35 protein-coding genes are annotated in these 26056 nt (G+C 68.0%); 20 read left to right on the top strand and 15 right to left on the bottom strand.

Going from position 1 to position 26056, the window contains the following annotated elements; all coding sequences use genetic code 11:
- Window positions 1-29: 29 nt before the first annotated feature.
- The 6 genes from ACS5PN_RS13660 to ACS5PN_RS13635 form a co-directional block, all read right to left on the bottom strand.
- Window positions 30-452 carry a GNAT family N-acetyltransferase gene (locus tag ACS5PN_RS13660; protein WP_439464509.1) on the bottom strand — a complete coding sequence of 141 codons (423 nt, stop codon included), beginning with the start codon at window positions 450-452 and terminating at the stop codon, window positions 30-32.
- 46 nt (window positions 453-498) lie between these two features.
- The gene (locus tag ACS5PN_RS13655) at window positions 499-1638 is read right to left on the bottom strand and encodes a GRAS family protein (RefSeq protein WP_439464508.1); all 1140 of its coding nucleotides are present in this window, start codon (window positions 1636-1638) and stop codon (window positions 499-501) included.
- Window positions 1639-1768: 130 nt separating this feature from the next.
- Window positions 1769-2494 (bottom strand): DUF1223 domain-containing protein, encoded by a 726-nt coding sequence (locus ACS5PN_RS13650; protein WP_439464507.1) that lies wholly within the window; start codon window positions 2492-2494, stop codon window positions 1769-1771.
- Window positions 2495-2540: 46 nt separating this feature from the next.
- On the bottom strand, window positions 2541-2927 hold the full coding sequence (locus tag ACS5PN_RS13645) for a hypothetical protein (RefSeq protein WP_439464506.1): 387 nt from the start codon (window positions 2925-2927) through the stop codon (window positions 2541-2543).
- A 134-nt stretch (window positions 2928-3061) separates the two neighbouring features.
- Window positions 3062-3739 (bottom strand): OmpW/AlkL family protein, encoded by a 678-nt coding sequence (locus tag ACS5PN_RS13640; RefSeq protein WP_439464505.1) that lies wholly within the window; start codon window positions 3737-3739, stop codon window positions 3062-3064.
- A 28-nt stretch (window positions 3740-3767) separates the two neighbouring features.
- Entirely contained in the window at window positions 3768-4934 is a 1167-nt protein-coding gene (locus ACS5PN_RS13635; protein WP_439464504.1) for an SGNH/GDSL hydrolase family protein, read from the bottom strand.
- 383 nt (window positions 4935-5317) lie between these two features.
- Here ACS5PN_RS13635 and ACS5PN_RS13630 point away from each other — a divergent pair, with 383 nt between their 5' ends.
- The 3 genes from ACS5PN_RS13630 to ACS5PN_RS13620 all read left to right on the top strand — a co-directional run bounded on the left by ACS5PN_RS13630 (window position 5318) and on the right by ACS5PN_RS13620 (window position 6901).
- Complete coding sequence (locus tag ACS5PN_RS13630; RefSeq protein ID WP_439464503.1) at window positions 5318-5632, top strand: nucleotide pyrophosphohydrolase; 315 nt, start codon at window positions 5318-5320, stop codon at window positions 5630-5632.
- 10 nt (window positions 5633-5642) lie between these two features.
- Complete coding sequence (locus tag ACS5PN_RS13625; protein ID WP_439464502.1) at window positions 5643-6296, top strand: 3'-5' exonuclease; 654 nt, start codon at window positions 5643-5645, stop codon at window positions 6294-6296.
- Window positions 6297-6382: 86 nt separating this feature from the next.
- Window positions 6383-6901 (top strand): GNAT family N-acetyltransferase, encoded by a 519-nt coding sequence (locus ACS5PN_RS13620; protein ID WP_439464501.1) that lies wholly within the window; start codon window positions 6383-6385, stop codon window positions 6899-6901.
- A 63-nt stretch (window positions 6902-6964) separates the two neighbouring features.
- Here the strand turns inward: ACS5PN_RS13620 and ACS5PN_RS13615 are convergent, their stop codons facing one another.
- Window positions 6965-8008 carry a hypothetical protein gene (locus ACS5PN_RS13615; RefSeq protein WP_439464500.1) on the bottom strand — a complete coding sequence of 348 codons (1044 nt, stop codon included), beginning with the start codon at window positions 8006-8008 and terminating at the stop codon, window positions 6965-6967.
- A gap of 124 nt (window positions 8009-8132) precedes the next feature.
- Here ACS5PN_RS13615 and ACS5PN_RS13610 point away from each other — a divergent pair, with 124 nt between their 5' ends.
- From ACS5PN_RS13610 to ACS5PN_RS13595, 4 genes are all read left to right on the top strand, one after another.
- Entirely contained in the window at window positions 8133-9101 is a 969-nt protein-coding gene (locus ACS5PN_RS13610) for a helix-turn-helix transcriptional regulator (RefSeq protein WP_439464499.1), read from the top strand.
- 94 nt (window positions 9102-9195) lie between these two features.
- Window positions 9196-9504, top strand: a complete 309-nt coding sequence (locus ACS5PN_RS13605; RefSeq protein WP_439464498.1) for a DUF883 family protein — start codon at window positions 9196-9198, stop codon at window positions 9502-9504.
- A gap of 7 nt (window positions 9505-9511) precedes the next feature.
- A complete protein-coding gene (locus ACS5PN_RS13600; protein ID WP_439464497.1) occupies window positions 9512-9898 on the top strand; it encodes a phage holin family protein in 387 nt (128 codons plus the stop codon).
- Complete coding sequence (locus ACS5PN_RS13595; protein ID WP_439464496.1) at window positions 9895-10200, top strand: hypothetical protein; 306 nt, start codon at window positions 9895-9897, stop codon at window positions 10198-10200. The genes ACS5PN_RS13600 and ACS5PN_RS13595 overlap by 4 nt, the downstream gene beginning before the upstream one ends.
- On the opposite strand, the gene ACS5PN_RS13590 is transcribed toward ACS5PN_RS13595, so the two are convergent.
- The 3 genes from ACS5PN_RS13590 to ACS5PN_RS13580 are packed head-to-tail and all read right to left on the bottom strand — an operon-like array spanning window position 10197 to window position 11492.
- Complete coding sequence (locus tag ACS5PN_RS13590) at window positions 10197-10613, bottom strand: GFA family protein (RefSeq protein ID WP_439464495.1); 417 nt, start codon at window positions 10611-10613, stop codon at window positions 10197-10199. The genes ACS5PN_RS13595 and ACS5PN_RS13590 overlap by 4 nt on opposite strands.
- A gap of 14 nt (window positions 10614-10627) precedes the next feature.
- Complete coding sequence (locus ACS5PN_RS13585) at window positions 10628-11212, bottom strand: cob(I)yrinic acid a,c-diamide adenosyltransferase (RefSeq protein WP_439464494.1); 585 nt, start codon at window positions 11210-11212, stop codon at window positions 10628-10630.
- A 52-nt stretch (window positions 11213-11264) separates the two neighbouring features.
- Window positions 11265-11492 carry a hypothetical protein gene (locus ACS5PN_RS13580; RefSeq protein WP_439464493.1) on the bottom strand — a complete coding sequence of 76 codons (228 nt, stop codon included), beginning with the start codon at window positions 11490-11492 and terminating at the stop codon, window positions 11265-11267.
- A gap of 91 nt (window positions 11493-11583) precedes the next feature.
- On the opposite strand from ACS5PN_RS13580, the gene ACS5PN_RS13575 reads away from it, so the two are divergent.
- Both ACS5PN_RS13575 and ACS5PN_RS13570 read left to right on the top strand, forming a co-directional pair.
- Complete coding sequence (locus ACS5PN_RS13575; RefSeq protein WP_439464492.1) at window positions 11584-12987, top strand: FAD-binding oxidoreductase; 1404 nt, start codon at window positions 11584-11586, stop codon at window positions 12985-12987.
- Window positions 12988-13005: 18 nt separating this feature from the next.
- Window positions 13006-13452, top strand: coding sequence for a nuclear transport factor 2 family protein (locus ACS5PN_RS13570; RefSeq protein ID WP_439464491.1), 447 nt, complete (start codon window positions 13006-13008; stop codon window positions 13450-13452).
- Window positions 13453-13468: 16 nt separating this feature from the next.
- Here the strand turns inward: ACS5PN_RS13570 and ACS5PN_RS13565 are convergent, their stop codons facing one another.
- A complete protein-coding gene (locus ACS5PN_RS13565; RefSeq protein ID WP_439464490.1) occupies window positions 13469-14263 on the bottom strand; it encodes a hypothetical protein in 795 nt (264 codons plus the stop codon).
- 74 nt (window positions 14264-14337) lie between these two features.
- Between ACS5PN_RS13565 and ACS5PN_RS13560 the strand changes: the two genes are divergently transcribed.
- A complete protein-coding gene (locus ACS5PN_RS13560; protein ID WP_439464489.1) occupies window positions 14338-15774 on the top strand; it encodes a cytochrome P450 in 1437 nt (478 codons plus the stop codon).
- 44 nt (window positions 15775-15818) lie between these two features.
- Here the strand turns inward: ACS5PN_RS13560 and ACS5PN_RS13555 are convergent, their stop codons facing one another.
- Window positions 15819-18020: a TonB-dependent receptor gene (locus tag ACS5PN_RS13555; protein ID WP_439464488.1), complete on the bottom strand. Its 2202-nt coding sequence runs from the start codon at window positions 18018-18020 to the stop codon at window positions 15819-15821.
- A 186-nt stretch (window positions 18021-18206) separates the two neighbouring features.
- On the opposite strand from ACS5PN_RS13555, the gene bla reads away from it, so the two are divergent.
- Window positions 18207-19067, top strand: a complete 861-nt coding sequence (bla, locus tag ACS5PN_RS13550) for a class A beta-lactamase (protein WP_439464487.1) — start codon at window positions 18207-18209, stop codon at window positions 19065-19067.
- Window positions 19064-19975: an AraC family transcriptional regulator gene (locus ACS5PN_RS13545; protein ID WP_439464486.1), complete on the top strand. Its 912-nt coding sequence runs from the start codon at window positions 19064-19066 to the stop codon at window positions 19973-19975. The genes bla and ACS5PN_RS13545 overlap by 4 nt, the downstream gene beginning before the upstream one ends.
- A gap of 144 nt (window positions 19976-20119) precedes the next feature.
- Here ACS5PN_RS13545 and ACS5PN_RS13540 read toward each other — a convergent pair whose 3' ends face one another.
- Entirely contained in the window at window positions 20120-21268 is a 1149-nt protein-coding gene (locus ACS5PN_RS13540) for a GGDEF domain-containing protein (RefSeq protein ID WP_439464485.1), read from the bottom strand.
- 67 nt (window positions 21269-21335) lie between these two features.
- On the bottom strand, window positions 21336-22265 hold the full coding sequence (locus ACS5PN_RS13535) for an MBL fold metallo-hydrolase (RefSeq protein WP_439464484.1): 930 nt from the start codon (window positions 22263-22265) through the stop codon (window positions 21336-21338).
- 114 nt (window positions 22266-22379) lie between these two features.
- On the opposite strand from ACS5PN_RS13535, the gene ACS5PN_RS13530 reads away from it, so the two are divergent.
- The 8 genes from ACS5PN_RS13530 (at window position 22380) to ACS5PN_RS13495 (ending at window position 25715) form a co-directional block, all read left to right on the top strand.
- Window positions 22380-22688: an NIPSNAP family protein gene (locus ACS5PN_RS13530; protein WP_439464483.1), complete on the top strand. Its 309-nt coding sequence runs from the start codon at window positions 22380-22382 to the stop codon at window positions 22686-22688.
- The gene (locus ACS5PN_RS13525; protein WP_439464482.1) at window positions 22685-23008 is read left to right on the top strand and encodes an antibiotic biosynthesis monooxygenase family protein; all 324 of its coding nucleotides are present in this window, start codon (window positions 22685-22687) and stop codon (window positions 23006-23008) included. The genes ACS5PN_RS13530 and ACS5PN_RS13525 overlap by 4 nt, the downstream gene beginning before the upstream one ends.
- Window positions 23005-23721 (top strand): ArsR/SmtB family transcription factor, encoded by a 717-nt coding sequence (locus ACS5PN_RS13520; RefSeq protein WP_439464481.1) that lies wholly within the window; start codon window positions 23005-23007, stop codon window positions 23719-23721. Before ACS5PN_RS13525 ends, ACS5PN_RS13520 begins: the two co-directional genes overlap by 4 nt.
- 71 nt (window positions 23722-23792) lie before the next feature.
- A complete protein-coding gene (locus ACS5PN_RS13515) occupies window positions 23793-24029 on the top strand; it encodes a hypothetical protein (RefSeq protein ID WP_439464480.1) in 237 nt (78 codons plus the stop codon).
- An 11-nt stretch (window positions 24030-24040) separates the two neighbouring features.
- Window positions 24041-24463 carry a hypothetical protein gene (locus ACS5PN_RS13510; protein WP_439464479.1) on the top strand — a complete coding sequence of 141 codons (423 nt, stop codon included), beginning with the start codon at window positions 24041-24043 and terminating at the stop codon, window positions 24461-24463.
- 9 nt (window positions 24464-24472) lie between these two features.
- On the top strand, window positions 24473-24907 hold the full coding sequence (locus ACS5PN_RS13505; RefSeq protein WP_439464478.1) for a hypothetical protein: 435 nt from the start codon (window positions 24473-24475) through the stop codon (window positions 24905-24907).
- 20 nt (window positions 24908-24927) lie between these two features.
- A complete protein-coding gene (locus ACS5PN_RS13500; protein ID WP_439464477.1) occupies window positions 24928-25350 on the top strand; it encodes a hypothetical protein in 423 nt (140 codons plus the stop codon).
- A complete protein-coding gene (locus ACS5PN_RS13495) occupies window positions 25329-25715 on the top strand; it encodes a VOC family protein (protein ID WP_439464476.1) in 387 nt (128 codons plus the stop codon). The genes ACS5PN_RS13500 and ACS5PN_RS13495 overlap by 22 nt, the downstream gene beginning before the upstream one ends.
- Here ACS5PN_RS13495 and ACS5PN_RS13490 read toward each other — a convergent pair.
- The gene (locus ACS5PN_RS13490; protein WP_439464475.1) at window positions 25712-26056 is read right to left on the bottom strand and encodes a hypothetical protein; all 345 of its coding nucleotides are present in this window, start codon (window positions 26054-26056) and stop codon (window positions 25712-25714) included. The genes ACS5PN_RS13495 and ACS5PN_RS13490 overlap by 4 nt on opposite strands.

Below are 26056 nucleotides of genomic sequence, written 5' to 3'. Positions count from 1 at the left end.
CGCCGGACACCTGCGGCAGCGCGGTCTCGTCAGTCGCAGCCGAGCACCTTGTAGGCGCCGTGGTCCGATGCACCGGCGCCCACCTCACGCCAGCCGGCCTTGGCATAAAAAGCCAATGCCCGGGTGTTGAGGCTCACACACTTCAGCCGCCATGGCTTGGGCAGCCAGGGCAGCAGCGAGGTCAGCAACTGCTGTCCCACGCCCTGGCCCCGCGCCTGCGGCGCCACATAGAGGTGGTGGATGAAGGGATCGGCCACCTGCACGGATATCAGGCCCAGCAGCCGGCCGTCGTCGCCCATCGCGACATGAACCACCTCGTTCAGGGACACCTCGGCGAAGCGGGGGGACTGCCTGGCGCTGTCCGGCAGCCAGTCGGCGTTGGTGATGGCTTCGGCGTAAAGGGATTGCAGCGCGGCTGTGTCTTCAGCCGAGGCGGGGCGGATGGTGAGCAATGGCGGGGAGGCTCAATGGAAAACTGGATTGTCTGTGACGCCCGGCTCAGTGCAGCGCACGCTGCGGCCTGGCGCAGAACAGCGCCACCACGGGCTCGCCGCCAGCCTCCAGCGAGCAGTGATAGGTGCGGCGGCGCAGCCGCACCGGGCCCCGCGTGATACCGACGGCGGCCACCGACTCGTCGACCGCCACGTCGAAGCCGGCATCGGCAAGCCGGCGCAGCCATTGAGAGGCCGATTCATGGCGTTCGCTGCGGCGGCCCTCGGGCTGGCCGAGGATGTCGGCGATCTCGCGACCGAAGAAGCCGACCTTGAGGGCATCACGTTCGGCCTGCTCCAGCTCCAGCCGGTCCAGCGTGTCGAAGACGGCATTGAAATGCGCGAAGCAGTTGCGAAAACGCGGGTAGAGCGCCGTCTCGAGGTGGTCGACATCGGGCTCGGCCAGCACCAGCAGCGCGGGGTCGAGCTCATGCAGCCGCTGCAGCACGCACTGGCGCTGGTCGCGGCCCTGCTCGTCGTCGTCGATGTGATGAAGGGCAAAGCTGGCATTGATGATGGGCGAGCTTGCAGCGCAGACCCCACGGATCAGCGCCCATTGGCCTTCCTCCAGCGACTCGACGCTGCCAAGCACCGGCAGCACGCGCAGGGCCAGGCCGATCTTGCGGCCCGCCTGCTCCAGCTGCTCGCGCGCTTGCTGCAGCGCAGCCTCGGCCGGCTCGATGCCGATGACCGTCAATTCGCGCAGGCCCTGGGCGACCAGGGCGGGCAGCAGATGCAGCACCTGCCGGCCGGTGCCGATGCCGACGTCGATGAGCACGGCGCTGTGCGCGCCGCGGCAGGCTCGGGCAATGGCCTGGTTGCAGACCGTCGTGGCCAGGCCGACAAAGGGCAGGGCGCGGCCCAGCAGGTTGAACAGCTCGATCTGGGTCCGCTCGTAGCGCTGCAGATAGAGATTGGCCTGGATGGCCGTACGCCCTTCCAGGCGCTGCGCGAGCGCGGCGCCGAAGACATAGAGGCCCACATGGCGCGGGTCGTCGGACTGCTGCACGCCGTCCAGCCATTGCAGCAGGCCGGCACGCGCGGCCGGGCTTCCCGCCTCGACGGCACGTGCCAGGCGGTGGAGTTCCTCGACCTGGGCATCGAAGCGGGTGCAGGGCCGGGCGGAGGTCGGCGTGGCGAGTTGCATGGCATTGCGTCCTGGGGCTGATGGAATGCCTCCAGTCTGCGAACACCAGGTTTCAATGGGGCTGCGGCCGAGCCGGTCTTCGGCTGCAGTTGTTGCTCGGCTGCGCAACGATTGAAACTTGAGGCCAGGTTCAGCAGCCGATCTCCACGGCCTGCAACACCTTGCCATCCCTGGCGTCGCTGGCCACGGCGATCCAGCGGCTGCGGTGGCCGGTTTCGCCAGCGTTTGCGGGAACGGCCCATTCGGCGGGGCTGCGCCCATCCCAGTTCGGCAGCCGGACGTATTCGCGCACCACGCTGTCGTGGTTGAGCGTCTCGCCGCGGTTCTCACCGGCGCGCACGCGGCTGCTGTGGCCATCCTCGACGCGCACCCACCAGAGCTGGATGACCGAAGGCGCGCCGGCCAGGGCCTCGGCGCCGAGCTTCAGTTCACCGCCGGTGTTGCGGCTCCAAGCCAACCGAACGCGGGCCGGCTCCGAACTGGCAGCGGGCAACGAGGCGCTGCGCCAATCCCGCCCGTTGATGACGATCTGCGGTGTGTAGGCATAGCGCGAGCCGTTGACGCCGACGCCCTGCTTCTGCCGCTCCGTGAAAGCCGGGCTGGAGAAACGGTCCGGCCAGCCCAGGCCGTTCCAGTAGTCGACATGAAAGGCGGCTGTGATGAGGCCAGGTTGCCCCTTCAGCGAACTCAGCCAGCGATCGGCAGGCGGGCAGGAGGAGCAGCCTTCGGAGGTGTAGAGCTCGACGACGCGCGGCACCGTCGCACCGCTTTGCACCGTGGTGGCACCGGGGCAGGTCTGGGCGAGAGCGGCGAAGGAGGTGGCACTGGCCATCAGCAGCATGAACAGGCGTTTCATCAGCCTGCGTCGCGTGGACGGTGAGGAACCTGACACCGCGACCCGGTCAGTCGCGGCAATAACCTTCGCCCACCTTGACGATGAGGCAGTCGCGCTTCTCGGCCAGCCACTTCATGCCCGTCTGCGGGCCGCTGCCGGCGCGGACGGCCTCCAGCACGCCGTCGCGCGTGAAGACCAGGGTGTCGGTGCCGGCCTTGGCATCGAAACGCCGCGGCCCGTCCAGGTTCTGCACCGTGATGCTGTAGGTCCCCGGGCCGCCGGTGATTTCCAGGAAGGTGCCTTCCGGGCCTTGCCATCGGCCGAGCCAGCCGCCGGGCGCTTCCGAGGCCGCGGGTGCCGAGGCTGAAGCCGCCATGGGCGCTTCGGCGGATCGGGTGCAGGCACTGAAGGCGGCGCAGGCCGCGATCAGCGGGACCAGTTTCAAGCGGTGCATGGCTGCACGAGGGCTGCCGGGATGGCCCAGTCTGCCTTCGGAATGCGCCAGCCCATGTCGGAGGACTTCCCGTTCAGCCACGAAAAAGGGAGCCCGCAGGCTCCCTCTCGATGACGCGCTTGCAGGCGTCGGACTCAGAAGCGATAGCCGATGCCGAACTTGACCGACACCGGGTCCAGCGTCGTCTCGATGGTCTGGCCGGTGGACAGGCTGCCCGTCGTCTTGATGAAGGTCTTGGTGACCGACAGGCTGGCAGACCAGTCCTTGGTGATGTTGAAGGCGCCACCCAGTTCCATGGTCGTGCCGAAGCGGCTCTTCATGGACAGGGTCGTCGGGTTGCTGGGCGTGCCGCCGGTGATGCCGGACAGCGTGGCCGTCGACTTGGGCTTGAAGAAGTAGCCATAGGTGACGCCCGCGCCGACGAAGGGGCGGAAGGTGCTGTTGGCTTCGCCGAAGCGGTACTGGGCCAGCAGCGTCATCGGCAGGGACTTGACGGTGCCCAGCTTGCCCACGCCTTCGATGGCGCCGGCACCGACCACATCGTGCTTGAAGGGCAGCGCGATGGGCAGGTCGATGCTGATGTTGTCGGTCCAGTAGTAGGTCACACCGCCGACGAAGGACGAGGCCTTCTTCACGTCGACCTTGGTACCGGCCAGGCTGGGGGCGGTCAGGTCACCGCTTTCGACATGGGGGGTGATCTGGGCGGCACCACCATAGACGACGATGCTGCCGGCCGATTGCGCGAAGGCGCTGCTGGCACCGAGGGACGCGATCAGGGCGGCCGCGGCACCGAGGAGGAACTTGGTTTTCATGGGTTATCTCCGTGTGTCGAGGCGCGGTTTACAGCCAGCCCTTGGTGGCCAGGGCCTTGCCGATCAGCTGTTGCGTCAGCTGGTGGCCATAAGGCGTGGGGTGGAAGCTGTCGGAGAAGGCATAGCTCTTCCACCAGTCGGCACCACCGCTGACACCGGCGGGCGGCGCGGCGGACAGGGCCGCGGCCGTGCAGGTCGGGAAGTTGTAGGTCGGCAGACCGTCGCTGCCAACACCGGTGATGGGGCAGGCCGGCGTCTTGACGTTGGTCAGGCCGAACTGGGCGGGCGTCGCCACCTGGTCCTGGAAGGCCTTGTAGAAGTCGATGACGATGACGCTGTCGTTGCCGGCGAACTTGGCGGCCAGCTCGGTGTTGAAGGCCGTCATCCAGCCCTGGAACAGGCCTTGCGCCTGGGCACGTGCGGCGGCGCCGGTCGTGCCGCCGCCGCTGGCTGCGGCGATGCTGTCCAGCACCATCTGGAAGCGCGGCGTGTAGCTGACGTCGGGCATGTTCATCAGCACGACATGGGTGGCACCCTTGTCGAGGACGCTGGCCTTGATCTGGGCCGCGAACTTGTCGGCCAGGGCCGTCATGTAGGTCGCGCCGATCTGGCCGGTCGTAGCCGCGCCGCCTTGCAGGGCCGCGCCGATCTGGGCCGGGGTCAGCAGCGTGCCGAGCAGGGCCGAATAGGTCTTGGCACCGTCCTTGGGGATGGTCAGGTAGGCACCGACCAGGTCGGCCGCGTCATTGCCGCCGCCGTCGATGATGACCAGGTCGCTGGCCGTGTAGCTGCCAGCCGCCGCGTAGGTGGCCATCTGCGTGCCCACGTTCAGCGGGTTGGCCGCGCCGCCGGCGCCGGTGTAGGTGATGCGGCCGCCGCCGATGGAGTAGTTGGTGCAGCCCGTCTTCGCTGTGTTGGCTGCGAAGGTCGTGCCCGTGAAGACGAAGAAGTTGCACAGCGTCTGGCCGTAGTTGGCCGCGACGCGCTCGGCGTAGATCAGGTTGTCCGTGCTCTGGACGGTGAACTTGTAGCCGAAGGTGCCGCTGTCCTGGATGCTGTCGCCGAAGACCTTGACCGAAGTGATGGAGACGCGGGGGGTCGTGTCGGCCGTGGCGCCGCCGCCGCAGCCGGCCACCAGCACACTGCCCAACAGCGCCACCGAGGCGGCGGCGATCCGGGTGAGGAAGGGTTTCATTGTTGTCTCCTAGGCGACACCGCAACTGCACGGCGCATTCAAATTCGGGAGCGCAACTCTAGCCGCAGCTTTTTAGAACGGTCGTTCGTTTTTCCCCTCAGTCGCGTAAAGAAACAACGCTGAAGGCTTGAGGACGGTCTGGCCTGACAAGTCTGTGGATGGCCCTGGGACAACCGTCCAGATATCCACAGCCCGACAGCGGTTCGCGAAGTTGTTCCCAATCGGGAGCCAATTCATACCGGGGTCGGCGCACAGGCTTGTGCCGCTGCCAAGCGCTTGACGTGGTTGGGGTTTTTGCCTTTGTCCACAGCGGGAGGCGCCCTCTACTACGACCACCAATTTGAAATCTTGAATACAGTTTGGAATACATCGGACATCTTTCCATGGACATTCCAGCCCTGCAGCGCCGTCTGCGCCAGTTCGCCGCCGACCGCGACTGGCAGCCCTACCAGACCCCGAAGAACCTCGCGATGGCCATGACGGTGGAAGCTGCCGAGCTGCTGGAGATCTTCCAGTGGCTGACGCCGGAGCAATCACTGAGCCTCGATGAAGACCAGCGCCGCCATCTTGGCGAAGAGCTGTCCGACGTGCTGCTCTACTTGGTGCAGATCGCCGACCATGGCGGCGTCGACCTGGAGGCCGCCGTCGAACGCAAGTTGGCGATGAATGCCATCAAGCACCCGCCCAAGCAGTCTTGAAGAGGTCTTGATGGAAACCATCGCTGTCGTTGACTTCGAGACGACGGGCCTGGGCCCGACCACCGGGGGGCGTGCCACGGAGATTGCGGCCGTGCTGGTGCGCGATGGCGAGGTCGTCGACGCCTGGAGCAGCCTGATGAACAGCGGTGCGTGGGTGCCGCCCCACATCCAGTCCCTGACCGGCATCACGAACGCGATGCTGGCGGATGCGCCCGATTCGGCAACCGTCATGTGCGAACTGGCCCGCTTCACCGCGGGCTGTCCGTTGGTTGCGCATAACGCTGCTTTCGATCGGGGCTTCTGGCAGGCCGAGATGGAACGCGCCGGCGTCGCCCGCGATCCAGCGCATGATTTCGCCTGCACCGTGCTGCTGTCGCGGCGGCTGTGGCCGGAGGCGAAGAGCCATGGCTTGGGAGCCATCACGCAGTTCCACGACATCCGCTTCGATGGCCGTGCCCATCGGGCCTTGGCCGACGCTCGGGTGACGGCGGAGTTGTTACCGAAAGTTCAGGGCGAGGTCGCGCGCCGCTTCGCGATGGACCTCGGCGACATGGCCGTCGACCATGCTCTGATGCTGGAGTTGCAGAGGACGCCGCTGCGTTGGCTCAGGCGCGGGCTGGTCGAGCACGTCAAGGCCAGGCGGGTGAATTCCGTGGCGGCATGAGCGTATAAAAAATTCTGTCAAGACCCCGTCTGTCGTGATCGGACAAGGACAATCGCGCCCTTTCGTCCCGTGCTATTTCAAGTTCCATGTCCGTGATCCAGGTTCGCCCCGCCACTCTGCGCGATGCCAAGGCCATCGCCGAGATCCACGTCGCTGCCAGTCAAGACGCCTACAAGGCCCTGCTGCCTGCCGCCGCGCTGGATGCGATGTCGGTGCAGAAGCGCCAGGCCTTCTGGCGTGAAGCCATCGACCTCTGCGAGCCGCAAGTCATCGTGGCCCACCTCGACAACAAGATCATGGGCTTCGCCGGCTTCGATCGTTCGCGCGACAAGGGCACGCCGGCCACGACCGGCGAGGTCTGGGCCCTGTTTGCCGACCCGGTCCACTGGGACAAGGGTGTGGGCCTGGCGCTGTGGGATGCCACGCGCGACGGCCTGCAGGAAGAAGGCTGCACCAAAGCCACGCTGTGGTGCTATCTGCGCAACGAGCGCGCCCTGCGCTTCTTCGAGCTGGCCGGCTTCAAGCGCGAGCTCGGCAGCGCCCGCACGACGGAAGTCGGCGGCGCCCGCGTCGAAGAAATCCGCCTGCACCGCTCCCTGGTCTGAATTCCGCCCGTCCGGGCGAAGAGAAAGCGCCCCTCGGGGCGCTTTTGTCTTGAGAAGTCGGCGTCAGGCGGCGTAACCCCTTGAAGCCAGGGCCCAGCCGTCGGTCGCGTCGTCGTGGCGCTGGATGTGCACGGGGCTGAGCTTCTTGGCGGCCGCGCGTTCGACCAGGTTCTCGGCCTGCGCAGCCGTCAGCTGCAACGCGAAGCGGGTCCAGCGCTTTTGCACCAGGGGCAAGGCCCAGGCGTCTTCCAGCGCCCAGCGGATCTGGTGCGGCTCCTGCAGTTCGGCAGCGGCCAGCACGCGCGGCGCCAGGGCCAGCAGGAAGCGGTTGAAGTCGGTGCGCAGGATATCGGTCGGCAGCAGGGCCTCGAGGCGGCTCAGGCGGGCGCTCCAGCCCGGCGTGGCGAGCTGGCGTGTCACCAGGGCCTGCAGGGCCTGGATGGGGTTGAACAGGCGCAGGCGGTTCGGCGGCAGCACGCGCAGCGGGATCTGGGCGGCCTGCTCATGGCTCAGCGGCGTCACGAAGCTGGCCAGCACCGACAGACGCTCCCACTCGGCTTCGGCCAGGCCGCCGATGCGGCTGATGGGACCCGCGGCGCAGCTGGTGGCCATCTCGGTCAGCGCCTGGTGGCCGCGCTGGCCCTTGGCCTGGTTGGCGCGGCGGCTCATGACGGCCAGGTTGCCAGCGGCATAGCCGGCGTCGTCGCGGACGCGGTCGATGCTGTAGGCCTCATCGTCCAGCAGCTCGCGGGTGATGGGGCAATGCTGGGTGTCGAGCTGGGCCAGGTGGTGGGGCGTCAGCTGGATGTCCTCGAAGCTGCGGCCCCGTGCCCAGGCATGGGTGCGCAGGGACAGCCAGCGCTCGACCTGAGGGCTGGCGGGCTGGCGCACCGGGCGGCCGCGTGCGGACAGCCAGCCGCGTTGCAGCGGCGACTGCGGGTAGAGGTGGGCGATGGGCGGCGTGACGCCATGCAGGGCGTAGTCGCGGCCCAGAGCCAGGCCGGTGCGCTCGTGGGCGCTGATGGCGGCCGGGGCGTCGTCCATGTCCAGGTCGAACTGGACCAGGGCGGGACGGGCGGCGATCTGGGTGTTGATGACGGCTTGCATGACTGACTCCTGATTGAGAGGCACGCCGTTGAATCGCGGGCCTTGGGAGCAGTTTGTGAGCCAGCTGGCTCATGAGATGATCCACCTGGAAAACACTGTAAATATTTTCAGGAGTCTGTCCGGCATGGACCGCACCGAACGCTTCTACAAGATCGAGCAGCTGATCCGCTCCAGGGGCTGCGTGTCCTTTGCGACGCTGATCGAGGCCCTGGAGGTGTCGCCGGCGACGCTGAAGCGCGACCTGGCCTATCTGCGTGAGCGCATGGACGCGCCCATCGAGTACGACGCCGGCGAGAACGGCTACCGCTTCGGCCAGCAGTGGCGCGGCGGCAAGCATGAGCTGCCGGGGGTCTGGTTCAACGAGGCCGAGTTGCACGCCCTGCTGACCATGCAGCAGATGCTGGCCGGCCTGGACGAGCAGGGCGTGGTCGGCCGCCATCTGCAGCCCATGTTCGACAAGATCACCGGCATGCTGGGCGTGGATGCGGCCGAGGCCGACGAGCTCAGGCGCCGCGTCAAGCTCATCGGTACGGCGCGCCGGCGCGTGGCCAGCGACAGCTTCGAGACCGTGGGCAGTGCCGTCGTCAAGCGCAGGCGCCTGGCCATCCGCTATCGCAAGAAGCGCGATGCCGTAGCTGGCGAGCGCGAAATCTCGCCGCAGCGCCTCGTCCACCACCGCTATGCCTGGTATCTGGACGCCTGGTGTCATGCCAGCGATGCCTACCGCCGCTTTGCCCTTGATGGCATCGAGACGGCGACGCTGCTGGAGACGGCTGCCAAGCCCGTGCCACTGTCCGAACTGGAAGCTGAGCTGGACCAGGGCTATGGCATCTTCGCCGGCGGCATACCGCGCGAGGCCGAGCTGGTGTTCAGTGCCGGTACGGCCGCCTGGGTGTCGCGCGAGGAATGGCACCCGGCCCAGCAGAGCGAATTCCTGCCCGATGGTCGCTGGTGCCTGCGCCTGCCCTATGTCGACGATACCGAGCTGCTGATGGACCTGCTGCGCCACGCCGGCCAGGTCGAAGTGGTCGCGCCGACGGCCCTGCGAGAGGCCTTTGCAGCGCGCCTGAAACAGGCGGCCGCGGCCTTGTAGGACAAGCCCGCTTCATTCGTGGTGGTGCGTGTCAGGCCCCGGTCAATCGCGTTAGGCTTCCAACGTGTTTGATCCCCCCGACCAGGAGCCAACAATGAGTGACGCAACCCAGGCGAAGGAAAAACTGGCCACCGATTTCCGTGCCGTGATGGACGACATCGATGCGCTGATGACCGCCACGACAAACAAGGCGGATGGCGAGGTCAAGGCCTTGCGCGCCCGCATCCAGGACCGCTTGTCCGGCGCCAAGGAAAAGTTGCTGGATGCCCAGCATGAAGCCATCCAGCGCGCCAAGGATGCAGCCACGGCGACCGACGACTATGTGCACGCCAACCCCTGGCAGGCCATCGGCGCTGCGGCAGCCGTCGGCCTCGCTCTTGGCGTGCTGATCGGCCGCCGTTGAGCACGACTTGAGCGACGCCAAGGAACCCGTCTCCGCGCCGCTGCGGCGGCTCGGGGTCTCGCTGCTGACGCTCGGCCGCATCCGGCTCGAGCTGTTCGCCATCGAGGCGCAGGAGGAGAAGGAGCGCATCGCCAGCCTGCTGCTGTGGGCGGTGCTGGCTGCCTTGCTGGCGGGCTTCGGCCTGTTGATGGGCCTGGTGCTGATCACCGTGATGCTCTGGGACAGCTACCGGCTGCTGGCGCTCGGCGTCAGTACCGTCGTGCTGATTGCGGCTGCGGTTGTCGCCGTCGCCAAGGTCAAGAAGTTGATCGACCAGCCGGCCAGCCTGTTCCAGTCCAGCATTGGTGAGTTGCGCGCGGATGCCGACGCGCTGCGCCGCCAGGCCGGGCCATGATTCCCCGCATCCCCGACGACCCGGCCCTGCGCGCCCAGCGCAAGGCCAATCTGCTGCTGGCTTCCGAGGTGATGCGCGGCCAGGCGGCCCTGTCGGTCGACGACATCGGCAAGCGCGCCGACGGCTGGGTGGTGCGCATCCTGGCATGGCGCGATCTGCTGGCCAGTCCCGTGGTGCTGGCCACGGCCAGCGGTGCTGCCGCGTTGTTTGCCGGAGCCGGCCGTGACCGCCGCGGCAAGCTGTGGCGCGGCCTGCGCTGGGCCTGGCTGGCCTACAAGGTCTGGGGCCGCCGCAAGGGCTAGACGAGGGCGCTGTCGCGGCCCTTGCCGTGGGCCGGCACGCTGTCCAGATCGTGCAGCCAGGGCATGGCTGAACTCTTCCAGACCTGCACCACGGGCTTCAGTTGAGCCCGTTCGTTGACGCAGCCCAGGCGGATGTTCAGCGTCTTGGGCTGGTCGGCCTCGGTGGCGAAAAGCTGGGTGCCGCACTCCGCGCAGAAGGCTTGGGCGCGGCGGTTGCCGCTGGCGGCCACCTTCACATAGCTCTTGGGCGTGCCCTGCAGTTCGACCTGCTCGACAGGAACCGGCACCACGGCCCGGAAAGGCCCGCCCGAAATGATCTGGCAGTCGGCGCAGTGGCAGGCAAAGACCCGGGCAGGGTCCGCTTCTGCCGTGAATCGCACGGTGCCGCAATGGCATTGACCGGTGATCTTCATGGGGCCTCCTCGTTTCAGTTTTCTGCGGCGTCGAGCCTTTTCATGCGCTCACTCTGCCAATAGACATCGTCGCCGCCCAGGCCGTCGAGGTTGGCGCGGTTCAGCACGCGGGCCAGCACGAAGAGCAGGTCGGACAGGCGGTTCAGATACTGGCGCGGCGCGGCGCGCACGGTCTCACTGGCGGCGACCAGGATGACGGCACGTTCGGCGCGGCGGGCGATGGTGCGGCAGACATGGGCGATGGCCGCGCTGCGCGTGCCGGCTGGCAGGATGAATTCCTTCAGCCGCGGCAGATGCTCGTTGTAATGCTTCAGGGCCTCGTCCAGGCGCAGCACCGCCGCGTCCTTCAGCAGTTCGCCACCCGGCCATGACAGTTCACCGCCGAGGTTGAAGAGCTCGTGCTGGATGGTGACGAGCAGGTCGCGGATGTCGTCGGGCAGGGGCTCGGCCAGCAGCAGGCCGAGATTGGAGTTCAGCTCGTCGACGTCGCCCATGGCCTCGACCCTCAGATGGGTCTTGGGTACGCGGCTACCGTCCGAGAGGCCGGTGGTGCCGTCGTCGCCGGTGCGGGTGGCGATCTGAGAGAGTCGGTTGCCCATGATGGCGGATGCGGGTCTGTGGTCGGACCCGCATCCTGCCTGAATCTCGTTCTCAGTGCCGTCTGCCGCTGCGGTGGAAGGCGGGCTTGTGCACCGGTGCTTCGTGAGGCTGGAAGCCCGTGGCCGGCGACCAGCGCGGCGCGGGCGGCGCGTCATGGGGCGGCGGTGGGTCGCGGAAGACCTCGCGCCAGCGCGCGGCCAGCAGATCGAAACGCACGGCGGCCAAGGTGATCAGGACGACGGCGGCGATGAGCAGCAGCAAGGTCAGGGTGGGGTCCATGCAGGTCTCCCGGGTTCGCTGTGTGCCCATGCTGTCACCACGGCGGGTTCACTGCAACACAATCCTTGCTCGCCTTCCGGAGTTGCCTGTCATGAACGCGCCCGAATCCTTCGCCACCCCGCCGCTGCCGGCTGCCTTGCTGGACGCCCTCAGGGCCGAGTTCGCCGAGCGCTGCTCGACGGCTTTGGCGGTGCGCGAACAGCATGGCCGCGATGAATCGGTCTTCGACGTACCGCCGCCCCAGGCCGTCGTCTTTGCCGAGAGCGAGGCCGAGGTGGCGCGGGTCGTGGCGTTGTGCGCCCAGCATCGTGTGCCGGTCATTCCCTATGGCGCCGGCTCGTCGCTGGAAGGCCATCTTCTGGCGATCAAGGGCGGCATCAGCCTGGACGTGTCGCGCATGAATGCCATCCTGCGCATCGATGCCGAGGACCTGACGGTGACCGTGCAGCCTGGCGTCACGCGCAAGGCTCTCAACGAAGCTTTGAAGCACGAAGGCCTGTTCTTCCCCATCGATCCCGGTGCCGATGCGTCGCTCGGCGGCATGGCGGCCACGCGGGCCAGCGGCACGAACGCCGTGCGCTACGGCACCATGCGCGAGAACGTGCTGGGCCTGCGCTTCGTCAATGCCTGTGGCGAGGTCGTGCGCAGCGGCTCACGCGCCAGGAAGAGCAGCGCCGGCTATGACCTGACGCGGCTGGTCATCGGCAGCGAAGGGACCCTGGGCGTCATCACCGAGCTGACGGTCAAGGTACACCCCCTGCCCGAGGCCGTGTCGGCCGCGGTCTGCTTCTTCCCCAGCATCGACGCGGCCGTGCGCACGGCCATGCAGATCATCCAGATCGGCGTGCCCATCGCACGCTGCGAGCTGCTGGACGCCAACGCCATCAAGGCCGTCAACGCCCACGACAAGCTGGGGCTCAAGGAAGCGCCGATGCTGCTGATGGAATTCCACGGCAGCGAGGCCGGCGTGGCCGAGCAGGCGGCCACCGTGCAGGACGTGGCGGCCGACCATGGCGGCGAGGCCTTCGAGTGGGCGACGACGCCCGAGGCCCGCACGCGGCTGTGGACGGCGCGCCACCACGCCTATCTGTCGGGCCTGCAGATGCGCCCCGGCTGCCGGGCGGTGACGACGGACACCTGCGTGCCCATCTCGCGCCTGGCCGAGAACATCAACGCCAGCATTGCCGAAGTCGAGGCCGCCGGCCTGCCCTATTTCATCGTCGGCCATGTCGGCGACGGCAATTTCCATATGGCCTATCTGCTGGACCCGGCACTGCCCGAGGAGCTGGCGACGGCCGAGAGGCTGAGCGCGCAGATGGTGGCGCGGGCGATTGCACTGGAAGGCACCTGCACCGGCGAGCATGGCATCGGCCTGCACAAGCAGGGCTTCCTGCTCGATGAGACGGGCGAGGAGGCAGTGGCGCTGATGCGGGCGGTGAAGCAGGCGCTGGATCCGCTGGGCATCCTGAACCCCGGCAAGATCTTCGTTGCCTGATCGAGGAGGTCGCCCCGCATGATCCCCGTTCGCATTCGCGGTTTCGTCAGCGCCACCTTGCTGGTGCTTGCCATGGGACCTGCCCTGGGCGCATCGACGCAGGAGCAGGAAGCGATGGCAGCCACGCAGGCCGCATGTGACGCGTTCCGCTTGCGTGATCTTGCGGCGCTGGAGCGGCTGCTGGCACCGGAGTTCACCCTCGTCAGCACGACCGCCGAAGTTCAAAGCCGGGCGCAGGCCATCCAGGAGGTGCGGGACGGTGACCCGCAGTACGAACGTTTCGAGAACCATGGCATGACGGCGCGCGTGTATGGAGATACCGCAGTCGTCCAGGGCATCACGTCATTGAAGGGCCGCTCCGGCGGCAAGCCCTTCGCCGTCGACGTCCGCTTCACGGACACGCTGGTGCGGGTGGATGGACGCTGGACCCTCGTGGTCAGTCACGTCACTCGCATGCCGTCCTGACGCGGGCCGGGCGGCCTCAGAAGGTCTTGCGCAGCAGCAAGGCCGAAGCCAGGCCTGCCATCGGCAGCCGCTGTTCGGCCGTGAGTTCGGGGCTGAACCACACGGTGCCGGCACCCATGGTGGCGACCGCGGCCACGACCTTGCCGTCCAGCTCGAAGGCATAGCCCAGCGCGACGCCGTTCAGCGTGATGGCGCCGTCGCCATGCCGGTCGGCCAGACGTTGCAGCGGTGTGAGCTTCAGGTGCCGGCCGGTGTCGTCCTCGGCCCAGCCCTGCAGCAGGGCGCCACGCTCGTCGTCGAAGAAGGCGAAGCGCCAGCCGGCCTGCTCTTCGCCCGTGGGTTGGACGGTGCCGATGACGCTGATCTGGCGACTGATCTCGACGCCGAAGTCCTTGGGCAGGCCGAACCAGCGCACCATCCAGTCGCGGCGCTGCTGGTCGAGCTGGCTGGTGAGCTGCACATCGACCTCTTCGCCGGCGGCAGCCACCAGCGTGTAGCGCAGTTGGTGCTTGGAGGTGCTGAAAGCCTCTTCGAAGCGGCTCCTGTACACGCCCAGTTCGGTCTTGGAGCAGCCGTTGGGGCAGGCGGTGGTCCGGGTCTGGCCGCGCGACTTCAGGTCGCGGGTGGCGTAGTCGCCGAAGCGCAGTTCACGCCCGGGCCGCCAGCCCTGGTGGCCGCTGGCCGTGAGCGGGGTGGCGGTGGCGAGGGCGTCGGGCGGCAGCACCTCACCGGGCTTGGCGGCCAGGGCCGGCAGGGCCAACGCGAAAGTGAGGGACAGGGCAGCGAAATGACGGTGGGGCATGAAGGGCATGGCGACAGCTTACTGAGGCGATCTCCACAATCCAGAGGGCATGGGTGCCCGGGGCGCCCTCCTAAACTGCCCCGATGGACACCCTCGCCGCCCCTCCCGCTGGCGCGCTGCGCCAGTTCGCCGACCTGCCCGGCCCGCGCGGCGTGCCGGTGTTCGGCAATCTGCTGCAGATGGACTCGACGCGGGTGCACCAGCAGGTCGAGGCCTGGTGCGAGGAGTTCGGCCCCATCTTCAAGCTGACGCTGGGCAAGCGGCGCATCGTCGTCGTCGGCGACCACGCGCTGATCAGCACCGTGCTGCGCGACCGCCCGGACGGATTCCAGCGCAGCAACCGGCTGCAGGACATCAGTGCCGAGATGGGCATGAGCAGCGGCCTGTTCATCTCCAATGGCGAGGTCTGGAAGCGCCAGCGCCGCATGGTCATGGCCGGCTTCGATCCGGTGCACGTGAAGCGCTACCACCCCTTTCTGCAGCGCGTGGCCGAGCGCCTCATCGGGCGCTGGCAACGGGCCGCGAGCGACGGTCGTCGCATCGAGCTGCAGGCCGACCTGATGCGCTTCACGGTGGATGCCGTGGCCGGCCTGGCCTTTGGCGAGGACGTCAACACGCTGGAGTCCGATGAGGACATCATCCAGCAGCACCTGAACCGCATCTTCCCGATGCTGTTCGCGCGCATCTTCAAGCTGCTGCCGACCTGGCGCTGGTGGCCCTCGGCCGAAGACCGCGCATTGACGCGCAGCGTGGCCGAAGTGCAGGCGGCGGTGCAGGGCTTCATCGCCAAGGCACGAGCCCGCATGGCCGCCAACCCCGCGCTGCGCGAAGAGCCCACCAATCTGCTCGAGGCCATGATCGTGGCCGCCGATGAACCGGGCAGTGGCATCGACGACGAGCAGGTGGCCGGCAATGTGCTGACCATGCTGCTGGCCGGCGAGGACACCACGGCCAACACCCTGGCCTGGATGGTCTGGCTGCTGTGGAGCCACCCCGACGTGATGGCCCGGGCGCGCGAGGAGGTCGACCGGGCCTGCGGCGACGCCGCCCTGCCCTCGCTGGAGCAACTGGGCGAGCTGGACTATCTGGACGCCTGTGCCCACGAGACCATGCGGTTGCGGCCGGTCGCGCCCATCAACACTCTGCAGGCCATCCGCGACACGCAGGTGGGCGACGTGCAGCTGCGGGCCGGCATGATCGTCATGGGCGTGATGCGCCGCGATCCGACGAGCGAGCGCCACCTCGACCATGCCAAGACCTTCGACCCCGATCGCTGGCTGGAGGACGCCAGGCAGGCCGGCGCGGCCAAGCGCCTGTCCATGCCCTTCGGCGCCGGGCCGCGCATCTGCCCGGGGCGCTATCTGGCGCTTATGGAGATCAAGCTGGCCATGGCGGCCCTGCTGCGCCATTTCGACATCGTCAGCGTCGACACGCCCGATGGCCAGGCGCCACGCGAGCATCTGCAGCTGTCCATGGGGCCGGTGGGCTTGGCGATGCGGTTGCGGGCACGTGGCGCATGAAAAAGGCCGCCCGAAGGCGGCCTTTGCATGGCGGCAGATAAGCCTCAGAACATCGCCTTGAACTGCACGCCGTAGGTGCGCGGGTCGTTGATGAAGCCCGTCAGGTTGTTGAAGTCGATGGCGCCGGTGACGCGGACCTGGTTGGTGATGTTGCGCACGAAGCCGGCAGCCTCGTACTTGCCATTGCCCCAGACATAGCCCGCGCGCAGGCCGCCTTCCGTGAGGGCCTTGCCGGTGAACTCGGTCGCCTCGTACAGGAAGAAGTTGACCTTGGAGCGGTAGGCCCAGTCGGTGTAGACATAGACCTCGTCACCGCTGGGCAGCGGGATGCTCCAGCGCGCCGTCAGGTTGTAGGTCCACTTGGGCGCATTGGGCAGCGGGTTGCCGTCGATCATGGCGTTGCCATTGACGATGGGGTCCAGCACCGTCGGGAAGCCGGTGCCCACCTTCAGCGAGCCGCCCGGCGGCACGCCCAGGCCGGCGTCCTTGATCTTGGTGTTGTTCAGCGAGCCGCCGAAGGTCACCAGCACGTCCGGCGTGATCAGGGCTTCCAGGTTCAGCTCGGCGCCGTTGCCGCTGGCCTTCTTGGCGTTGAGCAGGCGGGTGGCGTTGTTGCTGCCGCCCACGGCCGTCAACTGCAGGTCCTTGACGGTGTAGGTGAACAGCGAGCCCGACAGGCGCAGCGTGCGCTTGAGCAGTTCGCTCTTGAAGCCCACTTCGTAGGAGTTGACGTTCTCCGGGCCGGCCTGCGACTGGCCGGCGAAGGCCGAAGCGTTCTGCATCGACGAGGCACGGAAGCCGTTGGCGTAGCGGGCGTAGAGGTTGGTCGTGCTGTCCAGCTTCCAGGTGGCCGACAGGTCGCCGCTCCACTTGCCGTCGTCGGTGCTGGCGCTGGTGCCGGTGGACGTGTTGAACAGGCCCGTGCCGGCGTGGGTGCTGGACAGGTCCTTCTTGTCCTTGGTGTAGCGCAGGCCGGCGCGCAGCTTCAGCTCGGGGCTGACGGCGTAGTTGATGGAGCCGAACACGGCGCCGGCCTTGTTGGTCTGTGACGTGTAGATGTGGTCGACGTCGGCGTGGGTCGTCGTGTTGTAGGTGATGTTGTCGATCGTGTACCGCTCGTTGAAGAGGTAGACGCCGGTCTGCCAGCTCAGCGGGCCGCTGGTGTTGGACTCCAGGCGCACTTCCTGGGTCAGCTGGCGGTGGCCGTTCATGCCGCTGCCGGTTTCGGACTGGAAGGGCACGCCGGCCTGGCCGGGCACGCCGCCGTCGATGTCGCCGCGCGACAGGGGCTTCACATGCTCGCCGCCGGTGATCGAGTAGATGTTGATGCCGGGCAGCGACCACTTCAGGCGCAGGCTGCCGCCGTACTGCTTCAGGGTCTGATCGTTGACGCCGTTGAAGGCGACCTTGTCGGCCTCGAAGCCGTCGGCCAAGTCGTTGGTGCCGCGCTTGATGGCATTGGCGCGGAAGAGGCGCGGGCTGCCGTCGAGGTCGCGCACATGCAGGTTGGCCAGGGCGCTGAATTCCTTGTGCGGCTCGAACAGCACCTGGGCGCGCACGGCGGTGTCGCGGTAGCCCTCGGTCTTGGGCGTGACGGCGCCGGGGGCGGTGTTGTCGACCCAGTTGGCGCGGCGTTGGCTCTGCGCGGAGATGCGGGCGGCCCAGTCACCGGACAGCGGCAGGTTGGCCGCACCCTCGAGGTTGACGGTGCCGTAGTTGCCGACGGTCACGCTGGCATAGCCGTCCTGCTTGTGGCTGGGCTTGACCGAGTCGAACTTGACGACGCCGGCCGGCGTGTTGCGGCCGAACAGCGTGCCCTGCGGGCCGGCGACCACTTCGACGGCAGCGGTGTCGAAGATGGGGAAGCCCTTCAGGATGGGGTTCTCCTGGACCACGTCGTCGACGATGACGCTGACCGGCTGCGAGGCGTTGAGGCGGAAGTCGGTGTTGCCGTAGCCGCGCAGGTAAAAGCGCGGGAAGGCGCGGCCGAAGCTGGACTCGATGTTCAGGCTGGGCACGCGGCCCGACAGGAAGCGCAGGTCCTGGCCGCCGGAGGCCAGCACATCGAGCTTCTCGCCGCTGATCTTGCTGACGGCGTTGGGCACGTCCTGGATGTTCTCGGCGCGACGCTCGGCCGTGATGACGACGGTTTCGAGCTGGCTGCGGTCCTTGGGGGCTTCCTGGGCCAGGGCCGGCAGGGCGGCGCCGAGGGCGAGGGCCAGGAGGCTGAGACGGGGGGCGTACATCGGGCAACAACTCCAAATTTGGCGGCCCGAAAGCTGGGCCGGCGGCGATTGTGCGGATGCAGCATGCGAAACGCTGGCGTCATGGCGACGTTGTTGCGCAAGTCTGACGGACCCGTCAGTTTTCGGACGGGCGCGGTCGGTGCCCCTTGCACCGGGCTGGTGCCAGTGCCCGCGAGAATGCGCCGCATGAAGCGTCGTACTCTGGTTTTCCAAGCGGCCGTGCTGGCTGCCCTGCCCGCTTTCGCGAGACCCGCAGCGGTCGTGGATTTCGCCGCACTGGAGCGCCGGGTACAGGGACGCCTCGGCTTCTTCGCCGTCGATACCGGCAGCGGCCGCGTGATGGGCCATCGTGCCGACGAGCGCTTCGCCATCGCGTCGACCTTCAAGATCCTGCTCGCCGCCCGCGTGGCCCAGGGCGTGGAGGCCGGCCGCTGGGGCTGGAATGACGCTGTGCCGTTGCGCGAGAGCGATCGCGTGCCGCACTCGCCGGCCTTTGACCGCTACCTGCCACGGGGCCAGGCGACGCTGGCCGAGCTGGTCCAGGGCATCGTCGTCGAGAGCGACAACCCCTGCGCCAATGTGCTGCTGCGCCGCTGCTGCGACGCACCCGCCGGCCTGACGGCCTGGCTGCGCCAGCAGGGCGACACGGTCACGCGCCTGGACCGTTTCGAGACCGAACTCAACGAGAACGCGCCGGGCGACGAGCGCGACACGAGCACGCCGCGCGCTTTTGCCAGGACGCTGCAGCATCTGCTGCTCGGCTCCGGCCTGAAGCGTGCCAACCAGGCGCGTTTGTGGGCCGATCTGCAGGCCTCGCGGACCGGACTGAAGCGGCTGCGCGCCGGTGCACCCGAAGGCTGGCGCGTCATCGACAAGACCGGCAGCGGCTCGCGCGGCGCCGCCAACGACGTGGCCCTGGTCTTCCCGCCGGGCGGCCGCTCGCCCTGGGTCGTCGTGGCCTTCCAGTCGAACTCCAAAGCGTCGGCTGATGAGCTCAACGCGGTGCACGCCGACGTGATGCGCGCGTTGGCGAAGGCCTGGGCATGAACGCGCCCAATGCCAGCCGCCGCCAGTACGTAGAGCGCATGCATCGCGTGCAGGCCCATATCGACCGGCATCTGGACCAGCCCCTCGACCTCGAGGCCCTGGCCGCAGTCGCCCACTTCTCGCCCTATCACTTCCACCGCCTCTTCCTCGCCTGGATGGGCGAGACCCTGGGCGACTACCTGGCGCGCCGCCGCATGGAAAAGGCCGCCCAGCGCTTGCGCGGCCAGCCCGAGTCGACGGTGCTCAGCATTGCCCTGGGCGTGGGCTATGGCTCGGCCGAGGCCTTCGCCCGTGCCTTCAAGACCCGCTTCGGCCATTCACCGACGCAGTGGCGCAATATCGATCAGGCCGACAGCAATCTGGATCAGGGCGGCGCGTGGCGCGCCGACGAGCATGGCTTCTCCCGCAACCGTCACGACGACGAAGGAGAAACCATCGTGAATGTCCGCCTCATCGACCGCCAACCCGTGCGCATGGGCTATCTGCGCTACCAGGGCGCCTATGGCCCCGAACTCGGCCGCTTCTGGGCCGAGACCTTCAACCCCTGGCTGGCCACGCAGAACCTCGGCCCCGTGGCCCGCTTCGGCATCGGCCACGACGACCCCAGCCTGGTGCCGCCCGAGCAATGCCGCTACGACGCCGGCGTGGCCGTGCCCGACAGCTGGGTGCCCAATGGCGGCGCCCTCGTCACCGAGCTGCCCGGCGGCCGCTATGCGGCCCTGGACTTTGTTGGCACGGCCGCGGAAATCGGTGCCGCCTGGGCGGCCATGATGGGTCAGTGGCTGCCCAGCAGCGGGCTGCAGCTGGATGCGCGGCCCTGCTTCGAGCACTATGGACCAGCCTCGAAGTTCGACTTCAAGACCGGGGTGTTCGATTGCGAACTGTGCATCCCGGTCGCGCCCTTGTGAGCCCCTCGCCCGGGCCCGCGCCGCTGAACGCGGGCGTGTCCGGTCGGTCCCCCGAGGGGACGGCGATGCTTGCGGCATCGAGCCGCAAGCACATCGCCAAAGGCGGGCCCGGCTAGGGAGCGGCCCGGCGCTCGGCCCGCAAATTCAGACCAGCGGAGCGAACTGGCTGACCGTGCGGTCGCGCCCGGTTTGCTTGGCCTGGTAAAGCGCCCGGTCGGCGCGTTCGATGGCGAGGTGCAGATCCTCGCCCGGCGCGCACTCGGCCACGCCGGCCGAAAAGGTGATGTGCAGGCCCGGCACCAGGCTGTCGAAGGAGGTCGAGGCCAGGGTGTCGCGCAGGCGCTCGACCAGGCTTGCCGCCGTTGCCGCGCTGGCCTGCGGCGTGACGACCAGGAACTCCTCGCCACCCCAGCGGCCGGCGAAATCGGTGCTGCGCAGGGCCGCCTGCAGGGCCGCCGCGAAATGACGCAGCACGGCATCGCCGACCGCGTGCCCGTGGCGGTCGTTGACCATCTTGAAGTGGTCGATGTCGATCAGCACCAGGCTCATGGTCTGGCCGCTCTGGCGCTGGTTGAGCTGCTCGGCGGCCAGGCGCTCGCTCAAGTGGCGGCGGTTGCTGATGCGCGTCAGCTCGTCGTGATGGGCCAGGTACTGGATGCGCTCCAGGGCCGCGCGCAGCTCGGTCGTGCGCGCGCCCAGCTTGGCGCGCAGCCGCGCCATGTTGACCGACAGCACCGACACCGCCGTCATCAGGATGGCCGCAAAGCTGAAGTGCAGAGCCTCGACGGCGGGCGGGAAGCGCACCGGGTCGGTCGACGCGCCATAGGCCATGGCGGCGCCCAGTGACATGAGGCCGAACAGGTAGAGCCCGAAGGCCTGGCGCTGGCTCAGCACGAACATGCCCCATACCAGGTTGAGCAGCATGATGGCGATGATGGCGCCGCGCAGCGGCGGGTCGATGGCATAGCCCCAGGCCGTGATCAGCACGCCGAAGACCGACTGCGGCAGGGTCAGCGAAGCGTCGCTGCCCAGGTGGCGGCTCAGGCCGGTGCGCACCAGCAGATAGAAGCCCGTGATGCCCGCCAGGCTCAGGCCGCTGACCCAGGCGCCGGGGCCGGCCTCCATCAGGCCGAGGTTCACTTGCACAGCCACGTTCAGTGCGAACAAGCCATAGACCGCCAGCGCCAGCAGCGTCAGCTTGACCGCGCCGCGGCCCTGGCCTTCGGGGCCGAGCAGCCAGTCCGCCCCGCGAGACGGCGCGGGATCGGGAACGGGGTGTCGCTCGGGGGGCATGGGGCGCTGAGGATAGCCGTGGGCCGGGCTGCCGTGGGTGCCGACACAGTTGGTTGCAAGGGCCCGGTCAGGGCACGAGGTGCAGCCCGTCTTCTGCCCAGGTCATGGGGCCGGCGTAGTGCTGGCGGATGGCGGCCTGAACCGCATCACGCCGGCCGTCGACTGCCGGCGACAGGTGGGCGAGCAGCAGCTGGCCGGCGCGCACATCGGCGGCGATCTCGCCGGTCTGCGTCGGCGCGGTGTGCAGGGTGTAGAGCACGGGCGGCGAATCGGGCGGGTCGAGCACCACGCTGTTGACGACGAGCAGGCTGGTGTCGGCGGCAAGGCGGCGCAGCGCGGCATGGCCGGCCGGGTCGATGTCGCCGCTGAAGGTGAGGCTCTTGCCACCGTGGTCTACGCGGTAGATGACGGCCGGCGCGTCGCGGTGGTGGCCGGCAATGGCCGTGACGCGCAGGCCGTCCTCGTTCAGCAGCACGCGGGGCTGCTTCGTGCTGGCGGCGATGTCGGTGACCTGGAAAGTCAGCGGCGCCGAGAAGTCGCGCAGATAGCCGAAGGCGCCCTGCCTGCCGAACAGCAGCTCGACAAAGCGGCGCGTGGACGGGAAATCGGCATCGTCGCGCTGGCGCGCGCGCTGAGCGGCCGGGCCGAAGATCTTCAGCGTGATGGGGCGGCCCGACGACACCGCGCGCGCCTTGACGAGGCCGGGCAGCTCGCCGGCATGGTCGGCGTGCAGATGGGTCAGCAGGATGAGGTCCAGCTTGTTCAACGCCAGCTTGGCCTCACCCAGTCGTGCGAAAGAGCCCGGCCCGGCGTCCACCAGGATACGCGGCACGCCGTCCACCAGCACCACATGGCTGGAGCCGGCCCGGCCGGTGGCGCCGGGGCCGCCGGAGCCGAGCACGACGAGTTCGAGGGCGGGCTGCGGGGTTTGGGCCCGCGCGGTCATGGCCAGGCTTGCCAGCAGCAAGAGGAGAAGGGCGCGACGTAGAGGCTTCATTGTGGTCCTGGGTGGCAGCGCCATCATCGCGCGACGCTTCGTTGCGCAGCGAAGCATCGAGGGGCGCGGTCGCCACACACTGGGTGCATTCCTTCAACGCCCAGCGAGCCCACCATGCCCATCACCTGCTTCATCCGCTACGAACTCGACCCGGTCCAGCGCGAGGCCTTCCGCGAATACGCCCAGGCCTGGGGCCACATCATTCCCCGCCTGGGTGGCCGCCTGCTCGGCTACTGGCTGCCCCACGAGGGCACGAACTACGAAGCCTGGGGCCTGGTCGGCTTCGACTCGCTGGCGGCCTACGAGGACTACCGCACGCGGCTGAAGGCCGACCCCGAAGCGCGGGCCAACTTCGAGTTCGCGCGACGCCAGCGCTTCATCCTGCGCGAGGAGCGCACTTTCTGTGAGGATGTGCGCCCATGATCGCCGTCATCTTCGAAGTCGAACCCACGGCCGAGGGCCGGCCCGCCTATCTCGACCATGCGGCCGCCTTGAAGCCGCTGCTGGAGCGGATGGACGGCTTCATCTCGGTGGAGCGCTTCCAGAGCCTGACCAACCCGGACAAGCTGCTGTCGCTGTCCTTCTGGCGCGATGAAGAAGCCGTGCGTGGCTGGCGCGAGATGGAGAGGCATCGCCAGGCCCAGGCGGCCGGCCGCGGCGGCTTGTTCCAGGACTACCGGCTGCGGGTGGCGCATGTCGTGCGCGACTACGGGCTCAACGAGCGCGAGCAGGTGCCGCGATGAGTGCTGAGCCGCGTCTGGCGCGCATCGCGGCGGCCATTGCCGACCCGACGCGGGCGCGCACCCTGGCCCGCCTGCTCGACGGCCGCCTGCACACGGCGGGCGAGCTGGCCACGCATGCGGGCGTTGGCGCGGCCACGATGTCGGCGCACTTGAAGCTGCTGGTCGACGAGGGCCTGGCCCGCGTGCGGCCGCAGGGGCGTCATCGCTATTTCGGCCTGGCCGATGGTGATGTGGCCCATGCGCTGGAAGCCCTGCTGCGCGTCGCCGACCGCCGCGACGGCATCGACGAGCCGGCGGCCGACCTCAAGCGCTGGCAGAAGCCCGAGATGCGCGGCCTGCGGCATGCGCGCAGCTGCTATGGCCACCTGGCCGGCGAGCTGGGCGTGCAGTGGCGCGAGGCTCTGCTGGCCAAGGGCTGGGTCACCGCGGCGGCAGACGGACGCTATGACCTCAGCGAGGCGGGTCGTGACGCGCTGAAGGAGTTGATGCCCGAGGGCGAATTGCCCAAAGGCCGTGTCCTCTACGACTGCGTGGACTGGTCCGAACGCCGCGACCATTTCGCCGGGCCACTGGCGGTGGCGTGGCTGGAGGCCATGGTGGACAAGGGCTGGCTGAAGCGTGTCGGCGATTCGCGCGAGCTCAAACCCACGCCGCCGGGGCGCCTCGTCCTGGTCGAGGGCTTGATGGGCGATGTGCCTATTCCCGGTTGCTAGGCCAAGACCGCTTCGGCGGGCGTTTTGTTGGCATAGTCATCTCGCATCAGTCACCCACGCGAGACCAGCGCATGCCCTCTCTCCAACCCTGTCGGCACTGTGGCGGCCAGGACCTGTTTTCCTTCACCGTCCAGGCCGGCGGCACGACGGGAAGCCTGCTGCCGGTGGGCGCCCTGCATGGGCCTAAGTACGAGAACCGGGTCTGCGGCGACTGCGGATACACCGAGTGGTTCGTGGCCAAGGAGCATCTCCAACTCGTCAGGGAAAAGTTCGCGCGCGCCGGGTCTTCCGGCCGGACCGAGGCCTAGTGCCGCGAGCCATGAGAAACGCTGCGGCCCTCGTCGCTTCTGCGCTGCTGTTGACGGCATGTACGCGGGCCGATCCAGGCATCAGCGACCGGCTGTCGGCGCTGGTCGACTCGGGCGCCGCTGCTATCGATATGGCCCTGCTGGGACCTGCCGACTGGCAGAAGGTCTGCGTGTTGCAGCCCTACACGTCCAACGAACGGGCAGAACAGATCCTTGGCTTCAAGTGGGATGCCGCCAGCAAAAGCTCGATCGGCACCAACGACGGTATCCATCTGCTGGTCTTCGTGAAGGGCAGTGACGTCGTGGCCTACGCCGAGCATCCGAGGAGCAAGGGTGATTTCCTGAAGCTCAGCCCTCACTGCCTGAGCCGTTCCCATGCCCACTTGCTTCGACAGATAGGGCCCGACGGCCGGGTCCAACTTGTTTTGGAATAGATCCTCCCCTTGTTGACATTCCTCTTCCGATGCCTGCTGTTCTGCTTCGGCTTGGTGCTGGTGGTCGATGCGGGCTTGCCGATGCGCATGCACCAGCTGCACGTGGACCGGCACACCAGCAGCACTTCCAATGACACGCGGTCGAGCGGCAGGAGCGACACCAGCTACACCCTGCATTTCGTCGGGGGCGCCTTGTCGAGCTGTGATGTGGGCTACGCCACCTACACGACGCTGAAGGACGGCGACAGCGTGGAAGTGAAGGCCACCAAGCTGTTCAAGCGTTGCGTGCAGATCGAGCGCGATGGCGAGACCTTCGAGTACAGCAAGTATTGGCGGCTCTTCCAGCTGGTGGGTGGCGCACTGCTGATCCTGAGCGCCGTCGGCTTGCTGGGCCGCGATGATGACGACGACAGAAGCGGCTTCAGCATTCGTCCCAGCTGGTGACGTGAGCCCGTGAGTACGACATGCGAACTCTGAAAACACCGATCCTGCTGCCACTGACGGCGACCTATTTCGCCGCCAGCCTGGCCCACTTCAGCCACAACGCCCAGTACATCGCCTTCTATCCCGGCATGCCGGCCTGGCTGACGCCGGAGAAGGTCTGGCTGTTCTGGTTCGCTGTCTGCGGCGTCGGTTTGCTGGCCTGGGTGCTGACCCGGTTGGGCCTGCGCTCGCTGGGCCTGCTGGCCCTTGGCGTCTATGGCGCCCTGGGCCTGGACGGCCTGCTGCACTACCGCCTGGGCCTGTGCTCCGAACACACGCTGATGGCCAATCTGACGATCTGGGCCGAGGCGACGACGGGGCTGACGCTGTTGCTGGTGTCGGCGGTGCTGTTTGCGCGGCGTATCGCCAACGGAGGGATGCCATGGCCACGCTCGACCACCTGATCCTCAAGGTCAATGACCTGGCCGCCAGCGTCCGCTTCTATGTGGACGTGATGGGCTTCAGCGACGTCGGCCGCGACGGACCCTTCACCGTCATCAAGGCGGGGCCGGACTGCCAGCTGCAGCTGGCGCCCTGGGGCACGTCGGGCATGGAGCACTATGCCTTCGCGGTGACGCCGGCCGAGTTCGACGCGATCTTTGCGCGCATCAAGGCTCAGGGACTGGGCTTTGGGCCGACCTTCGATGCGGTGGGCAGCAACACCGGGCCCGGCAGCGAGGTTGGCGCGCGCGGCGCAGGGCCGACGCTCTATTTCAACGACCCCAACAATCACCTGATCGAGATCAGGACCTACGGGGCCGCGGGCTAGCGTTTGCCTTTGGGCGGCGTCAGCGGCGCGCCGCGCTGCTGGGTGGTGAGATCCCACTCGTAGACCTCGCGCGTGGCCTTGTCGATGGCGTAATAGCCGAGCAGATGACTCGCGTCCTTGGGCTCGCCCGGGCCGTCGAAGCGCAGCGTGAAGACGAGATCGGTGTCGACGGCATGGCGTCTGCACCGGTAGTCGCCACGCTTGTTGGGGCCGGCCAGGTGCAGGGCCCGCGCGGTGGCGATCAGCTTGAGGCAGGCCTGGCGTTCCGTCAGGCCGGCAGCGTGGACTGGCAGCGCCGTACTGGCGAGCAGGGCGGACGTGAGCAGCAGGGAGCGAAGCAT

Origin of the sequence: Roseateles sp. NT4, assembly GCF_051857475.1 — a bacterium.
In the GTDB taxonomy this organism is placed as follows: Bacteria; Pseudomonadota; Gammaproteobacteria; order Burkholderiales; family Burkholderiaceae_C; genus Pelomonas.
Note: the sequence above shows the minus strand (reverse complement) of the source record. Positions and strands in the feature narration are given on the sequence as shown.